The sequence below is a fragment of the Streptomyces sp. NPDC090045 genome (genome assembly GCF_044747975.1).
In the GTDB taxonomy this organism is placed as follows: domain Bacteria; phylum Actinomycetota; class Actinomycetes; order Streptomycetales; family Streptomycetaceae; genus Streptomyces.
In genome coordinates, this window is the sequence record NZ_JBIVFA010000002.1 from 562,398 (window position 1) to 575,991 (window position 13,594).

The 13,594-nt window shown below is 71.1% G+C and carries 12 protein-coding genes; 7 read left to right on the forward strand and 5 right to left on the reverse strand.

Annotated features, from left to right (window positions below; translation table 11 throughout):
• Positions 1-3 precede the first annotated feature (3 nt).
• Entirely contained in the window at positions 4-1,347 is a 1,344-nt protein-coding gene (locus ACIPYQ_RS07615) for a carbohydrate-binding protein (RefSeq protein WP_401247159.1), read from the forward strand.
• A gap of 80 nt (positions 1,348-1,427) precedes the next feature.
• Here ACIPYQ_RS07615 and ACIPYQ_RS07620 read toward each other — a convergent pair whose 3' ends face one another.
• From ACIPYQ_RS07620 to ACIPYQ_RS07630, 3 genes are read right to left on the reverse strand one after another with little or no spacing between them, the layout of a single operon-like run.
• A complete protein-coding gene (locus ACIPYQ_RS07620) occupies positions 1,428-2,444 on the reverse strand; it encodes a YdcF family protein (RefSeq protein ID WP_362233229.1) in 1,017 nt (338 codons plus the stop codon).
• 23 nt (positions 2,445-2,467) lie between these two features.
• Complete coding sequence (locus tag ACIPYQ_RS07625) at positions 2,468-4,048, reverse strand: amidohydrolase family protein (protein ID WP_401247162.1); 1,581 nt, start codon at positions 4,046-4,048, stop codon at positions 2,468-2,470.
• 10 nt (positions 4,049-4,058) lie between these two features.
• Positions 4,059-5,345, reverse strand: coding sequence for an alanine racemase (locus ACIPYQ_RS07630; RefSeq protein WP_361767203.1), 1,287 nt, complete (start codon positions 5,343-5,345; stop codon positions 4,059-4,061).
• 198 nt (positions 5,346-5,543) lie between these two features.
• On the opposite strand from ACIPYQ_RS07630, the gene ACIPYQ_RS07635 reads away from it, so the two are divergent.
• Together ACIPYQ_RS07635 and ACIPYQ_RS07640 are read left to right on the forward strand one after the other, a co-directional pair.
• On the forward strand, positions 5,544-6,296 hold the full coding sequence (locus ACIPYQ_RS07635; RefSeq protein WP_401247165.1) for an IclR family transcriptional regulator: 753 nt from the start codon (positions 5,544-5,546) through the stop codon (positions 6,294-6,296).
• Complete coding sequence (locus ACIPYQ_RS07640) at positions 6,293-6,703, forward strand: RidA family protein (protein ID WP_401247168.1); 411 nt, start codon at positions 6,293-6,295, stop codon at positions 6,701-6,703. Before ACIPYQ_RS07635 ends, ACIPYQ_RS07640 begins: the two co-directional genes overlap by 4 nt.
• Before the next feature lie 100 nt (positions 6,704-6,803).
• Here ACIPYQ_RS07640 and ACIPYQ_RS07645 read toward each other — a convergent pair whose 3' ends face one another.
• Entirely contained in the window at positions 6,804-8,135 is a 1,332-nt protein-coding gene (locus tag ACIPYQ_RS07645) for a M14 family metallopeptidase (RefSeq protein WP_401247171.1), read from the reverse strand.
• Positions 8,136-8,500: 365 nt separating this feature from the next.
• Between ACIPYQ_RS07645 and ACIPYQ_RS07650 the strand changes: the two genes are divergently transcribed.
• Together ACIPYQ_RS07650 and ACIPYQ_RS07655 are read left to right on the forward strand one after the other, a co-directional pair.
• On the forward strand, positions 8,501-9,022 hold the full coding sequence (locus ACIPYQ_RS07650) for a helix-turn-helix domain-containing protein (protein ID WP_401247174.1): 522 nt from the start codon (positions 8,501-8,503) through the stop codon (positions 9,020-9,022).
• Complete coding sequence (locus tag ACIPYQ_RS07655) at positions 8,986-9,714, forward strand: RNA-guided endonuclease TnpB family protein (RefSeq protein ID WP_401247177.1); 729 nt, start codon at positions 8,986-8,988, stop codon at positions 9,712-9,714. Before ACIPYQ_RS07650 ends, ACIPYQ_RS07655 begins: the two co-directional genes overlap by 37 nt.
• A 185-nt stretch (positions 9,715-9,899) precedes the next feature.
• On the opposite strand, the gene ACIPYQ_RS07660 is transcribed toward ACIPYQ_RS07655, so the two are convergent.
• Positions 9,900-11,600 (reverse strand): chitinase, encoded by a 1,701-nt coding sequence (locus ACIPYQ_RS07660; protein ID WP_401247180.1) that lies wholly within the window; start codon positions 11,598-11,600, stop codon positions 9,900-9,902.
• 340 nt (positions 11,601-11,940) lie between these two features.
• Here ACIPYQ_RS07660 and ACIPYQ_RS07665 point away from each other — a divergent pair, with 340 nt between their 5' ends.
• Together ACIPYQ_RS07665 and cpaB are read left to right on the forward strand one after the other, a co-directional pair.
• On the forward strand, positions 11,941-12,831 hold the full coding sequence (locus ACIPYQ_RS07665; RefSeq protein ID WP_401247183.1) for a hypothetical protein: 891 nt from the start codon (positions 11,941-11,943) through the stop codon (positions 12,829-12,831).
• A gap of 48 nt (positions 12,832-12,879) precedes the next feature.
• Positions 12,880-13,584: a Flp pilus assembly protein CpaB gene (gene cpaB, locus ACIPYQ_RS07670; protein ID WP_361767185.1), complete on the forward strand. Its 705-nt coding sequence runs from the start codon at positions 12,880-12,882 to the stop codon at positions 13,582-13,584.
• Positions 13,585-13,594 lie beyond the last annotated feature (10 nt).

Genomic DNA, 13,594 nt, shown 5'->3' on the forward strand with positions numbered 1-13,594 from the left:
CCCATGCTCAAGCGACACGCCCGCGCGGCGTGTACCGCCCTGGCCGCCGCCGGGCTGCTGCTGGCCGGGACGAGCGGCGCCACCGCCGACTCCGCCCCCGCCGCCCCCTCGGCGGCGACCACCCTGCGCACCGCCGACGCCCCGCCCGAGCTGCTCGCCGCCATGCAGCGCGACCTCGGCCTGACCCCCACACAGGCCAAGGCGCGGCTCGCGCACGAGGCCGAGGCGGGGGCCACCGCCGCCCGGCTGCGGATGCGGCTCGGCGCCGCCTTCGCCGGGGCCTGGGTGGACGGGGCCGACGCCGCCACCCTCACCGTCGCCACCACCCGCGCCGCCGACACCGCCGCGATACGGGCCACCGGGGCCAGGGCGAAGCTCGTCACCCGCACCCTGGCCGACCTGGACTCCGCCAAGGCCGCCCTGGACGGGGCGGCCACCGCCGGGACCCCCGTGCGGTACGTCGACCCGCGCTCCAACACCCTCGTCGTCGAGGAGGCCGAGCCGGGAGCGGCCGCGCGGCTGCTGGCCGCCACCGGGACCGACTCGGCCCTGGTCACGGTGGTCCGTACCGCCGAGGCCCCGCGGCCCCTCTACGACCTGCGCGGTGGGGACGCCTACTACATGAACGGCAGCGGCCGCTGCTCCGTGGGCTTCCCGGTCACCAGGGGGACCACCAACGGCTTCGCCACCGCCGGGCACTGCGGGCGCGCCGGCACCACCACCAGCGGCTTCAACCAGGTCGCGCAGGGTTCCTTCCAGGCCTCGGTCTTCCCCGGCAACGACATGGCCTGGGTGGCCGCCAACGCCCAGTGGACCTCGACGCCCTACGTGAAGGGCAGCGGGGGCGCGAACGTGCAGGTCACAGGCTCGGTGCTGCAGCCCGTCGGGGCCTCGGTGTGCCGTTCCGGCTCGACCACCGGATGGCACTGCGGCACGATCCAGCAGCACAACACCAGCGTCACCTACCCCGAGGGCACCATCTCCGGGGTGACCCGTACGACGGTCTGCGCCGAGCCGGGCGACTCCGGCGGCTCCTACATCTCCGGGAGCCAGGCCCAGGGCGTGACCTCGGGCGGTTCCGGCAACTGCTCCAGCGGCGGGACCACCTTCTTCCAGCCGCTGAACCCGATCCTGTCCGCGTACGGACTGACCCTCAAGGTCACCGGCGGCGACCCGGGTCCCGGCCCCGGTGAGCCCGAGCCGGGCGGCACCTGGAAGGCGGGCACCGTCTACGCGGCCGGCGCCACCGTCACCCACGGCGGCGCGAGCTACCGCTGCATCCAGGGGCACCAGGCGCAGACGGGCTGGGAGCCGCCGAACGTCCCGGCGCTCTGGCAGCGTCTGTAGCGAAACGGGAGAGTGCCGGTGCCGTGGCTGCCAAGGGGGGAGTCACGGCACCTCCGCGTGCCCGGGCCGGGCGGACGGGGTCAGACGAGGACCGCCGCGAGCGTGCCGAGCGCGCCGAGCACGGTCAGCAGGCCGCAGATTCCCAGGTTCACCGTGCGGTGCTCCCAGAAGACCGCGACGAACTCCCGGATCGTGGCGCTCGGCCAGTAGTACTTCGCGGTGGGGGAGCCCAGCACCTGCCCGTTGACGCCGGTCTTGCGGGCCAGCATCGCCGCCCGGAAGGCGTGGAAGTTGTTGGTGACCACCACGCACCGGTAGGCAGGATCGTGCGCCTCCATGATCTCCCGGCTGAAGCGCATGTTCTCCTCGGTCGTGGTGGACCGGTCCTCCAGCACGATGTGCTCCGCCGGCACGCCCTCCGCGATCAGCCAGTCCGCCATCGCCCGGGCCTCCGCGACCTTCTCGTCCGAGCCCTTGCCGCCCGACACGAGCAGCACCGGCGGCCGGCCGGACCGGGCCAGCTGGCCCTCGTAGATCTGCTGTCCCTTGCGCAGGCGCGAGGCCAGCAGCGGCGGCACGCGGTCCCCGCCGATCAGGCCCGAGCCCAGCATGACCACGTGGTCGACGTCGCCGCGCACCTTGATCCGCCCGTAGAGGAAGGCGTAGCCGAGGAAGCAGAAGAAGACGAAGGAGACGTAGCCGGCCACCACGGTGAGCGTTCCGGCGATGCCGCCGAGGACGGGGGAGCCGACCACGCCGACGAGGACCAGTAGCGCGATCAGCGCGAAGATCGCGAGGCCCGCGAGCATCGACAGCAGGTTGGCCGGCCGCAGGCCCTCCTTGCGGACCATGGTCACGCCGTTGCGGACGAGGAAGACGCCCAGCGCCAGGGTGCCGAACGCGGGTGAGGCGAAGGCGAGCACGACGACCGTGACGGCCGCCCAGGTGGGCAGCTTGCCCACCTGGAGGAACAGGGCGGAGCAGGCGCTGAGGAAGGTCAGCCCCAGCAGCACGGCGTTGCTGAAGCGGCGCCGGTCCTGCCGGACGCTTATGCAGAACGCGAGGAAGAGCAGGGCGGCGAGGGCGAAGGCGACCATGCCGCCCATCGTAGGTGCCGGATTTACCGAAGATCGCGTGCGGTGCGGCGCACGGAACGCCCGGCCAGCACGTCCGTCCGGCGCCCGTCGCGCAGGACGAACCGCCCGTCGATCAGGACGTGCGGGATGCCGGCCGGCAGCACCCGCGGCTGCTCGTACGTGGACCCGGCCGCGACCGTGCCGGGGTCAAAAAGGACGAGGTCGGCGCGGTACCCCACGCGGACCAGGCCCCGGTCGGGCAGGCGCAGGCGCGCCGCGGGGCGGCCGGCCAGGTGCGCCACGCACTCTTCCAGGGAGAGCAGGCCGAGTTCGCGGACGTAGTGGCCGAGGTAGTGCGGGAAGGTGCCGTAGGCGCGCGGGTGCGGTTTCGCGCCCTGGAGGATGCCGTCGGAGCCGCCGGTGTGGACGCGGTGGCGCATGATCGCCCGCACGTTCTCCTCGTGGCCGACGTGCTGGAGGACGGTCGGCGCGAGGCGGTCGTCCAGCAGCAGCCGGCGGGCGGTCTCCCAGCCGTCCAGGCGCGTGCCGACGTACGCGCCGAGGGCGGGATCGGCGACGCCCGAGATCTCGACCGTGGACCAGTCGACGGGCACCCCGTGGCAGCCGTCCGCGCCCTCCACCTCCAGCGCGTGGCGGATCCGCCCGGCCTCGGCGTCGTCGCGCAGGTGGGCCAGGACCGCCTCCGGTCCGCCCTCGTTCGCCCAACTGGGCAGGAGCGCCACGAGGGTGGTGCAGCCGGGGGTGTACGGGTAGCTGTCGAGGGTGATGTCGGCGCCCGCGTCCAGGGCCGCGTCGAGCAGGGCCAGCAGCTCGGGGGCGCGGCCCTCGTTCTCGCCGAAGTTCATGGTGGCGTGGGCCAGGTGCAGGGCGCAGCCGGCCTCCCGGGTCAGCGCGACCATCTCGGCGTAGGCGGCCAGTGCGCCGTGGCCGTACGAGCGGTGGTGCGGGCAGTAGTAGCCGCCGTACCGCGCCACCACCCGGCACAGCTCGGTCAGTTCGGCGCCGGAGGCGTACATGCCGGGCGTGTAGGTGAGGCCGGAGGACATGCCGACGGCGCCCTGCGCCAGCCCGTCGGAGACGAGCGAGCGCATCCGGTCCAGCTCGGCCGCGGTCGCGGGGCGGTCGTCCCAGCCGAGGGCGTGGGCGCGGACGGTGCCCTGCGGGACGAGGTAGGCGGCGTTGACGGCGATGCCCTGTCCGCCGTGCGCGCGGTCCAGGCGGTCGAGGTAGCCGCCGACCGTGCGCCAGTCGAAGTCCACGTCGTCGCCGGGCCCGTTCCAGCCGGCTATGGCGGCCCGCACCTCGCCGAGCGTGCGCTCGTCGGCGGGCGCGTACGACAGGCCGTCCTGGCCGAGGACTTCGAGGGTCACCCCCTGGGCGGCCTTCGCGCTGTGGTCCGGGTCGCGGAGCAGGGCGAGGTCGCTGTGGGCGTGCATGTCGACGAAGCCGGGCGCGAGGGCGAGGCCGTGCGCGTCGAGGGTCCTGCGGCCCCCGGGGAGCGAGCCGATCTCGGCGATCCGGCCCTCGTGGACGCCGACGTCCGCGGTGTACGAGGGCCCGCCCGTGCCGTCGACGACGCGGGCCCCCCGGATGACCAGGTCCACCGGTCCGCCCCTAGAAGAAGGTGCGGACGTAGTCGGTGACGGTGCCGTCGGCCTCCACGACCGGGATCAGCGGCCACTTCTCGAAGATCGTGCAGGGGTGCGACATGCCGAGTGCCACCAGGTCGCCGACCTGGATGTCGTCGGCCGAGTCGGTCTCCAGCCAGGCGTGCTGGTCGGACAGTTTGACCACGCGGACGCCGGTGGCCGGGCGTTCGACGCCGGTGAGGGCGTCGCGGACCAGCTCGGCCTCGGGCAGCCCCAGGTCGTAGGCGATGTCGCGCTTGCCCGCGTTGACGAAGGCCTGGGTGGGGGAGGGCCGGGAGACGACCTGGGTCCACAGCCGGAACGCCGGGCGCAGGCCGCCCTCTTCGGGGTGGCGGTTGAAGGGGGTGAGGCGGGTGTACCAGCCGTGGTCGTGGGAGACGTACGCACCGGAACGGAGCAGCTTGAGCGTGGGGCGGGACAGCTCCGGGAGCTCGGCGAACACGTCGGCCACGGCGTCGAACCAGGCGGAGCCGCCGGCGCTGACGACGATCTCCTCCAGGTCGGGGGCGAACCGGCCCGCCTTGTCGAACTCGACGGCCAGGGCGGTGAGCCGGCGCAGATAGGCGTGGACCCGCTCCGGGTCGGCGTCGGGCACCTCGGCCTCGTAGCCGCCCATGCCGACCAGGCGCAGGGTGGCGGTGGCGGCGACCGCGTCGGCGACCACGCGGCAGTCCTCCTCGGTACGGGCCCCCGTACGGGCACCCTCGCCGGCGCCGAGTTCGACGACGACGTCGACGACGGCGGGCGCGTCGCGCAGGGCGCGGTCCATGAGGTGGACCCCGCGCACGGAGTCGACGTAGCAGACGAAGCGGAAGTCGGGGTCGGCGGCGAGCTCGCCGGCGACCCAGCGCAGGGCGGCCGGATCGACGAGCTCGTTGGCGAGGAAGATCCGCTGGATGCCGAAGGCGCGGTAGACGCGGGCCTGGTGGGGGACGGCCGCGGTGATGCCCCACGCGCCGTGGTCCAGCTGGCGGCGGAACAGCTGCGGGGACATGCAGGTCTTGCCGTGCGGGGCGAAGGCGAGGTCGTGGCGGGCGGCGTAGGCGCCGAGCGCCGCGAGGTTGTGCTCCAGCGCGTCGGCGTCGAGCGTCAGGACGGGCGTGGTGAAACCGCCGGTGTGGAGGTCCCGGCGCTGGGCGGCGAGCTGCCCGACGGTGAGGCCCTGCGTCTGGGCGTCCGGCGGGAGCCCCTTGAACCGGTGGTCGACCGGCTCGTCGGCGAGGTCCTGGACGGGGTCGCTGTCGCTGGCCATGCGGGTGCCTCCCGGGGTTGCGTGGTATGCAACGGTCGTTGCGTATGCCGCTGCATGCTGTCTAACATCCCGGGTGACGACGGGTCAACGCGCGCCGCCGCACATCCAGCCCCGCCGGCGTTTGAGGCGCGGGTCCGGGCGGAGCCCGGTGCCCGGCGGAGCCGGGTTGGTCTGGACGGGTAGGGAAGGGGACGAGCAATGAGCCAGTCCGTGGCACGGGCACTCGCGGTGCTGCCGCTGCTCGCGAACGGCCCGGCCTCCCTGGGGGCAGTCGCCGACGAGCTCGGCGTGCACAAGAGCACCGCCCTCCGCCTCCTGCGCACACTGGACGAGCACGGCTTCGTCTACCGCCAGCCCGACGGCCGCTACCGACTGGGATCGAAGCTCTTCGCGCTCGCCGCCGAGGCCATGGAGAACCTCGACGTCAGGGAGATCGCCCACCCCCACCTCGTCGAGCTCAACCGGGCCACCGGGCACACCGTTCACCTCGCCCTGCACCAGGACGACGAGGTCGTGTACGTCGACAAGGTTGACAGCCGCTACCCCGTCCGCATGTACTCCCGCATCGGCAGGCCCGTGCCCCTCACCGTCGCCGCCGTCGCCAAGCTGCTCCTCGCCGACCTCCCCGAGGCCGAGCGCCGCGCCCTCGCCGAGCGGATCGAGTACCCCCGTTACACCCCCCGCTCCACCCCGGACGCCGCCGCCTTCCTCCGCGAGCTGGACCTCGTGCGCGCGCAGGGCTGGGCCACCGACCTCGGCGGGCACGAGGAGTCCGTCAACTGCCTCGGCGCGCCCGTGCGCGGGCCGGACGGGCGGGTCGTCGCCGCGCTGTCCGTCTCCGCGCCCGGTGTGGTCGTCCCCGCGGAGGGGCTCCTCGAACTTCTGCCGCAGGTACTGCGGACCGCCGATGCCATCAGCCAGGACTATTCAGGAACACAGGAGAGACCGTGACCGAGAAGACCGCGATCACCCCCGACACCCACACCGTTCCGCCCGCGAGGTTCTCGCACGGCGTGCGCAAGGGGAACATCCTCCAGGTCGCCGGCCAGGTCGGATACCTCCCGCACGTCGACGGACAGCCGCCCACCCCCGCGGGGCCGACGCTGCGCGAGCAGACCCTGCAGACGCTGGAGAACGTCCGCTCCGTGCTGGAGGCGGGCGGCGCCAGCTGGGACGACGTGATGATGATCCGCGTCTACCTCACGGACACCGCGCACTTCGCCGAGATGAACGGGATCTACAACACCTACTTCGAGGAGCAGGGCCTGAAGGAGGCCCCCGCCGGCCGCACCACCGTGTACGTGGGCCTGCCGGCCGGGCTGCTCGTCGAGATCGACGCCCTCGCCGTCCTCGGCTGAGCGGCGGCCTGCGGCCTGCGACCGGCGACTGGCAGCCGGCCGGCCCGGACGTGCGGGTGGGGCGCCCCCCTGGCGGCGGGGCGCCCCGTTCACGGTCCTCCTACGAGCAGTACTGCGCTTCCTTGCCGATCGAGCGGTACATGCAGTCCGCGTTCTCCAGCAACTGGAGCACCGCGTCCTTGTTCCGCGCGGTCTCGCGGTCGATCACCTCGTCCGGCGGGTAGAACCCGCCGCCGCCGCTCTCCGGATACATCTCGAAGGTGTAGGCGAAGATCTTCTGGTTGCCCCACAGCCAGTCGTCGATCGTGCCGTCGGTGATGTAGAGGTCGCTCGACTGCTCCGGCGTGTAGCCGTTGCTCGTCGCCATGCCCGTGCCGATCTTCTTGTAGACGGCGAGGTCGTCGGCGGTCAGTCCGGGCGCGGTGTCGTTGTAGGTGTAGCCGAAGGGCCACAGGACGAGCTCGCTGTACGTGTGGAAGTCGATCGCGGCCTTGATCTGCTGCTTGCCGCCGATGACGCGGCTGCGGACGAAGTCCGAGACGGCCTTCACCTCGGGCGTCGACTCGGCGGCCGCGCCCCGGTAGGTCTCGGAGCTCTTGCTGCTGCTGGAGCCGCCGCAGCAGCCCCACTTGTAGTTCCAGTTCCGGTTCTCGTCCGTGCCGACGTACGAGGATCCGCTGTTGGGCTGGCGGTTCTTGCGCCAGGAGCGGTAGGAGCCGGTGGCGATGTCGTACTCGCCGCCGTCCGGGTTGAGGTCCGGGACGATCCAGATCTCGCGGCCGTTGACGGCGTTGGTGACCCGGGAGTCGGTGCCGTACTTGGAGCCGAACTCCTTGAGCAGGTAGAGCGCCATCTCGACGGTCAGGTGCTCGCGGGCGTGCTGGTGGTGGGTGAAGAGCACCTCGGGTTCGGCCTCGTCGGTCGCGACGTTGTCGCTGATCTTGATGGCGATGAGGTCGCGGCCCTGGTACGACTTCCCGATCACCCGCTTGCTCATGATGGCGGGGTACTGGGCGATGCGCTGGTCGATCTCCGCGTTCATCTCGGCGTAGTTGTGGTACTTCGAGTCAGCGGAGGGGAAGTCCATCGGGCTGGCCGCGATGCCGGGCAGGGAGCGGTCCGGCGGTCCGGGCAGCGCGGTGAGCCGGTAGCCGAGCGCGCGCAGGTTCTTGGCCTGCATGGTGTCCGCGCTGACCACGACCGTGTGGTCGTCCACCTCGTCGATCGAGACGCCCGTACGGAGCAGGGCGGTGCGGTCGGCGGGGGTGGAGGGGCCGTGGATCCGGTACTGGACGATGGCCTCGTCCTGGGTGGCGGTGGACGGGGTGGGCGGTGGCGATGCCGTGGCGCTCAGGCCGTAGGCGGGTGCGCCCAGAGCGAGCGCCAGCAGGGCCGCCGTGACGGCGGCCCTCCGGCGGGTATGGAGCCGCATGCGTTCTCCTGGGTGGGAGTGTGGGGGTAGCCGTGCGGACGCGCACAGCGTGCTCTCATGGCATGTCCCGGTCAAGGACCCGCCGTGCGGGCCGAACCGATCCGGCCACCAGGTTTGAGCGAGGGCGTTCGGGCGGAGTGGGCATGATCGGACTCGCCGTTGAGTCCGGTCGGTATGACCTCGGAGCCGCGGACGCGCCATGCATGATCACTTCGTATCGGTTCAGGCGCGGATCGGTGAAGGCGGCGTGCCGGTACCGCATCACGAAATTCGACCCGGATATGCATACGAATGAAGATCCCACTTTCTGTCGGCTGAATTGTTCTCACGCCTGGTTGTGCCCCCATTGGAGTACGGTCGCGTCCATGCAGCTTCGCTACCAGTTCCGCGCCTACCCGACGCTCAGTCAGCAGACATGTGCAGCACGGGTGTTCGGGTGCCGGCGTGTGATCTGGAACGATGCGTTGGCGCGGATCAAACCGGTGAAAGAATCGAACAAACTGCTCGGGAATCCCAAGGCCCGGTCTGCTGAAGGTCCGTACCTGCAGGTGCCGAAGAACACAGACCTGGCGAAGATGCTGATCACCCAGGCGAAGAAGACGACCACGCGCGCATTCCTGTCGGATGCCCCAGTCGGTGTGCTCCAGCAGGCCTTGCGGGATCTGGATGCGGCGTGGAAGGCGCACGAGGACTCCAAGACTGGTAAGCGAAAAGGGCCGAAGGTCGCACCTCCGAGATTCAAGTCCCGCAAGGACAACCGGCAGACTGCCCGGTTCACCCGCTCCGACTGGTGGTCGATCACCAAGGCCGGCAAACTGAGGTTGCCGAAGATCGGCGACCTCAAGGTGAAGTGGACCGTGAACTGCCCTCGGACCCCAGCTCGGTGACGCTGGTCAAGGACCGGTCCGGACGGTACTTCGTCTCGTTCGTCGTGGAGACCGACCCCGCAGTCGACCTGTTTCCGCCCACCGATGGGGACCAGGGCATCGACCTGGGCCTCACTCGGTTTGCGGTGCTGGCTGACGGCTCGCACATCGCCTCGCCGAAGTATCTGCGGCGGGCGGAGAAGAAGCTGAAGAAGCGACAGCGGGAATTGTCGCGGAAGAAGAAGGGCAGTAACAACCGGGAAAAAGCACGGATCAAGGTAGCCCGGGGACATGCCTCCGTGGCGGATGCCCGCCGCAACTTTCACCACCAGTGGTCTCACAAGCTGACGAGCGAGAACCAAGCCGTCTACACCGAGACCCTGAACGTGCGAGGACTGGCGCGTACCCGGTTGGCCAAGGGCGTGCACGACGCGGGCTGGACACAGTTCGTGACGATGCTGGAGTACAAGGCGATCCGCCGCGGACGCGACTTTGCGAAGGTGGACCGCCTGTTTCCGTCGTCCCAGATCTGCTCCGCCTGTGGGCACCGGGACGGGCCCAAGCCGCTGCGCGTCCGGCATTGGACGTGCCCGAACTGTAGTACCCGGCACGACCGCGACTGGAACGCAGGACGCAACGTCCGTCTCGAAGGCCGCCGTATCGTCGCGCCGGCAGAACCATCCACCCCAGGACCTGGGGCCCGACGCCGGTAACGGCAGCGGTAAACGCCTGCGGAGTGCACGTAAGACCAGGCCGAGCCCGGCAGCGCGCACAACCCCCACACCGCGTGGGGAGGAACCAGGAACCCACCCGGAGCGGGTGGCCCTCATCCACGAGGACCACCCACCGACGGAGAATCCCCGCCCCTAAGGGCGACGGAGGAGGTCAAACGTACCGCCTACGGGAGCCCGTGGACCTTGGGACCCACCGAGTTCGACCAAGCACTACCCGCCTTGGCGTCCCAGTTGGTCGACCAGGTCATCGCACCGCGCAGTCCCGGGTAGGTCTTCGACGGCTTGAAGGAGCCGCAGCTCGTGCCCCTGGTCAGGCAGTCCAGGGCGTTGTTGACGATGGTCGGGGAGACGTAGCCGCTGCCCGCGCCGCTCGGTGAGGCCGGGACGCCGATGCCCACCTGGGAGGGGTCGAGGCCGCCCTCCAGCTGGATGCAGGCGAGGGCGGTGAGGAAGTCCACCGAGCCCTGGGAGTAGACCTTGCCGTCGCAGCCGTTCATCGAGCCGCTGTTGTAGTACTGCATGTTGACGACGGTGAGGATGTCCTTGATGTTGAGCGCCGTCTTGAAGTAGCCGCCCTGCGTGGACTGCATGTCGATCGTCTGCGGGGCCATGGTGATGACCAGCGACGGGCCGGCCTTCGCGGACAGCGAGCGCAGTGCCTGCGTCATGTAGGTGGGGTTGAGGCCGTTCTCCAGGTCGATGTCGATGCCGGTGAAGCCGTACTCCTGCATCAGGGCGTACGCGGAGTTCGCGAGGTTGTTCGCGGAGGCCGAGTCGTTGACCGAGATGGTCCCCTTCTCGCCGCCGATGGAGAGGATGACCGACTTCCCGGCCGCCTTCTTCGCGGCGATGTCGGCCTTGAACTGGGCGACGGTGTAGCCGCCGAGGCCGGCCGAGTCGAGGTTGAAGGCGATGGCGCCGGGCGTGGTGGTGGCGTCGGCGAAGGAGACGGCGATGATGTCGTACTGCGCGGAGACGTCGGAGATCTTCTGGACGGTCGCGCCGTTGTTGAAGTTCTGCCAGTAGCCGGTCAGGGCGTGCTTGGGGACGGCCGGGCCGGGGCCCGGACCGGGGCCGGTGCCGGTCGTGGTGCCGGTGACCGGAGCGGACTTGGCGCCCTCGCCCGCGGCGTTGTACGCGCTCACCTGGAAGGAGTACGAGGTCGAGGCGGCGAGCCCGGTGATCTGCGTGGAGGCGCCCGAGGTGACGGTCTGGACGCGGACGCCGTCCTGATAGACGTAATAGCCGGCGGCCCCGCCGACCGCGTTCCACGAAAGGGTGAGAGCGCTCGCGCTCTGTCCGGAAACGGCGGTCCCGGCGGGGGCTCCGGGGATGCTCGGGCCGGGGTCGGTGCCGCCTCCGCCGTCCGGGCCGAAGACGCTGAACTCGTCGACGACGTAGGCCGGCTGGCCGTACCAGCCGTGCGTGTAGACGGTGACCTGGGTGGTGCTCGGGCCGGTGGTGAAGGTGGTGGAGAGCTTCTGCCAGCCGGCGCCCGAGCCGGGGGTCCAGGTGGACACGTCCTGGGTGCCGGTCCCGGTCGCGCCGAGGTAGACGTAGCTGCCCTGGACCTGCGTACTGAGGGTGTAGGTCGAGTTCGGCTTGACCGTGACGGTCTGACTGCAGCGGGCGTTGTCCTGCCCGGCCGGGGTGGCCTTCAGGGCGCCGGCTCCGGCGTAGACGGGCGAGGAGACGGAGACGCCGGTTCCGCCGGTGCAGGACCAGTTGGCGAGACCCGACTCGAAGCCGCCGTTGCGGGCGACGTTGACGTCCGCGGCCTGTGCGGTACCGGCGGCGAGGGCGGTCAGGGTGCCTGCGGCGAGGGTGGCGGCGAGGGGAAGGGCGAAGGAGCGTATGCGGTTCACGTGGGCTCCGGTGGGGGGGAGGAAGGGGAACGTGGGGGCAAGTGGGGTGCCCCGGAGCCAAGTTGGTCCAGACCAATCTCCGTGTCAAGACTCTTTGCCATGTGGCTTGAAATGTCCGATCGCGCGATCCCTGTTGTCCGGGTTTCCGATCAGCTGTGACGCGTGCTCACAGCACGGGAATCGGCAAGCGCCTGCCCTGCCAGCGGTGACGCGGATATGGTGCTGAGGCAAGGGGGAAGAGCGTCGATCGTTTGCGGTCGCGCAGTGTGCACGCGTACGCGGTGAGCGGGCGCCGGGCACACGAACGTATGTGGCGCACGGGGTGAACGGGGGAATTCGCGTGCCGACCGCCATCGCTGTCACCAGCGCAGATCTGGTCCTTCCGGCCCCTGACCGGCACACGCCCGGGGCCGCCGTGCTGCACCCGCCCGAGCAGCTCGACCTGGAGGGCTCGCTCGCCGAGACCGGCGCCCTGCTGGAGCGGCACGGCCACCTCGTGGCCCTCGTACCGCCCTGGCTCCCGCGCGCCACCGTCCAGCGGCTGCACACCGTACGGGCCATCCTGGAAACCGACCGGATAGCGCTCCTCGGCATCGATCTGCCGCCGCTGGGAACGGCCCTGCTGGTCCGTCAGCTGCGCCAGCTCAGCGTTTGCGACTTCAGCCCCGGAATCATCGCCTCCGCGGCCCGGCTGCTGTCCCACTACATCTACGCGGGCGCCCTGCTGGGCTCCGTCGCCAAGCTCGACCGGGTCCGCGTGCCGGTCGGGCTGGGCGCGCACGCCAGGTCCTGGTCGCCGAGCGCGCAGTTCGCCGTACTCGCCCACCCGACCCCGCACCTGGCCAAACTCGGGGCCGCCGGGGCGCAGGCGTCGGCGGCGGTGCCCGCCGGTCCCGGGTTCGCCACGCAGCTCACCTTCGCCCGCGGCCAGCTCACCTCCGACTGGGTCACCGCCGAACTCGCCCCCGCCTGGCAGGTGCAGGGCGTCATGGAGAACCCGCTGCCGGCCGGTTCGCCCGGCTGGTGGGGCACCCAGAAGCTCGTCGAGTTCGCCGCCGGCATCCCCGACCTGTCCGTGCTCTACCAACTGGTCGCCTCGGTCCGCCGCGAGCAGTGCCGCTGGTGCGGACTCGAACTCATCGGCGACCGCTGCGGCTTCTGCGCCGCCCCGCTCACGGCCGAGCCCGCCGCGCCACCGCCCCCGGCGAGCACCGCCCGATCCAGACCCTGACCGACCGACTCCTGCGAACGAACGAAGAACGGCGAGGTAGGAAGACCGATGAACTCACGCCAGCGCCGCGGCGTCATCCTGCTGCTCCTGTCGGTCCTGTGTGCCCTGGGGGCCTTCGCCGGAGTCCTCGTGGTGATCGGCGACGTCAACTCCAAGGTGGGGGCCGAGGTCGTCGCCTACCGCGCCAAGGGCGACATAGCGCCGTACAGCCCCCTCGCGGCCGGGCAGTTCGAGGAGGTCAGGATCCCCAAGCGCTGGCTGTCCGACACCGCCGTCACCGATCTCGGCGCGCTCAAGGACAAGATCGCGCTCACCACCCTGAAGAAGGGCTCGCTGCTGCAGGCGGACATGTTCGTCGACCGTCCGCAGCTCCAGCCCGGCGAGCAGGAGATCGCCATCATGATCGACGCGGCGACGGGCGTGGCCGGCAAGATCACCTCCGGCGCCAAGGTCAACATCATCGCCACCTTCAAGGGCGCCAAGGACACCGACCCCTCGCGGTCCGTGATCATCGTCGCCAACGCCCGGGTCCTGGGCGTCGGCCGGCTCACCGCCCTCGACACCAAGGACAGCGACCGCAAGGGCCCCGCCGAGGCGGTCCCGATCACCTTCGCCCTGAACACCAAGGACACCCAGCGCGTCGCGTACGCCGAGTCCTTCGCGGAACACGTCCGCCTGGCGCTCGTGGCCCCCGGCACCGACTCGGCACCCGCCCCGGGCGACCGTACGTACACCCTCGACGGGGACAAGTGAGGCATCACGG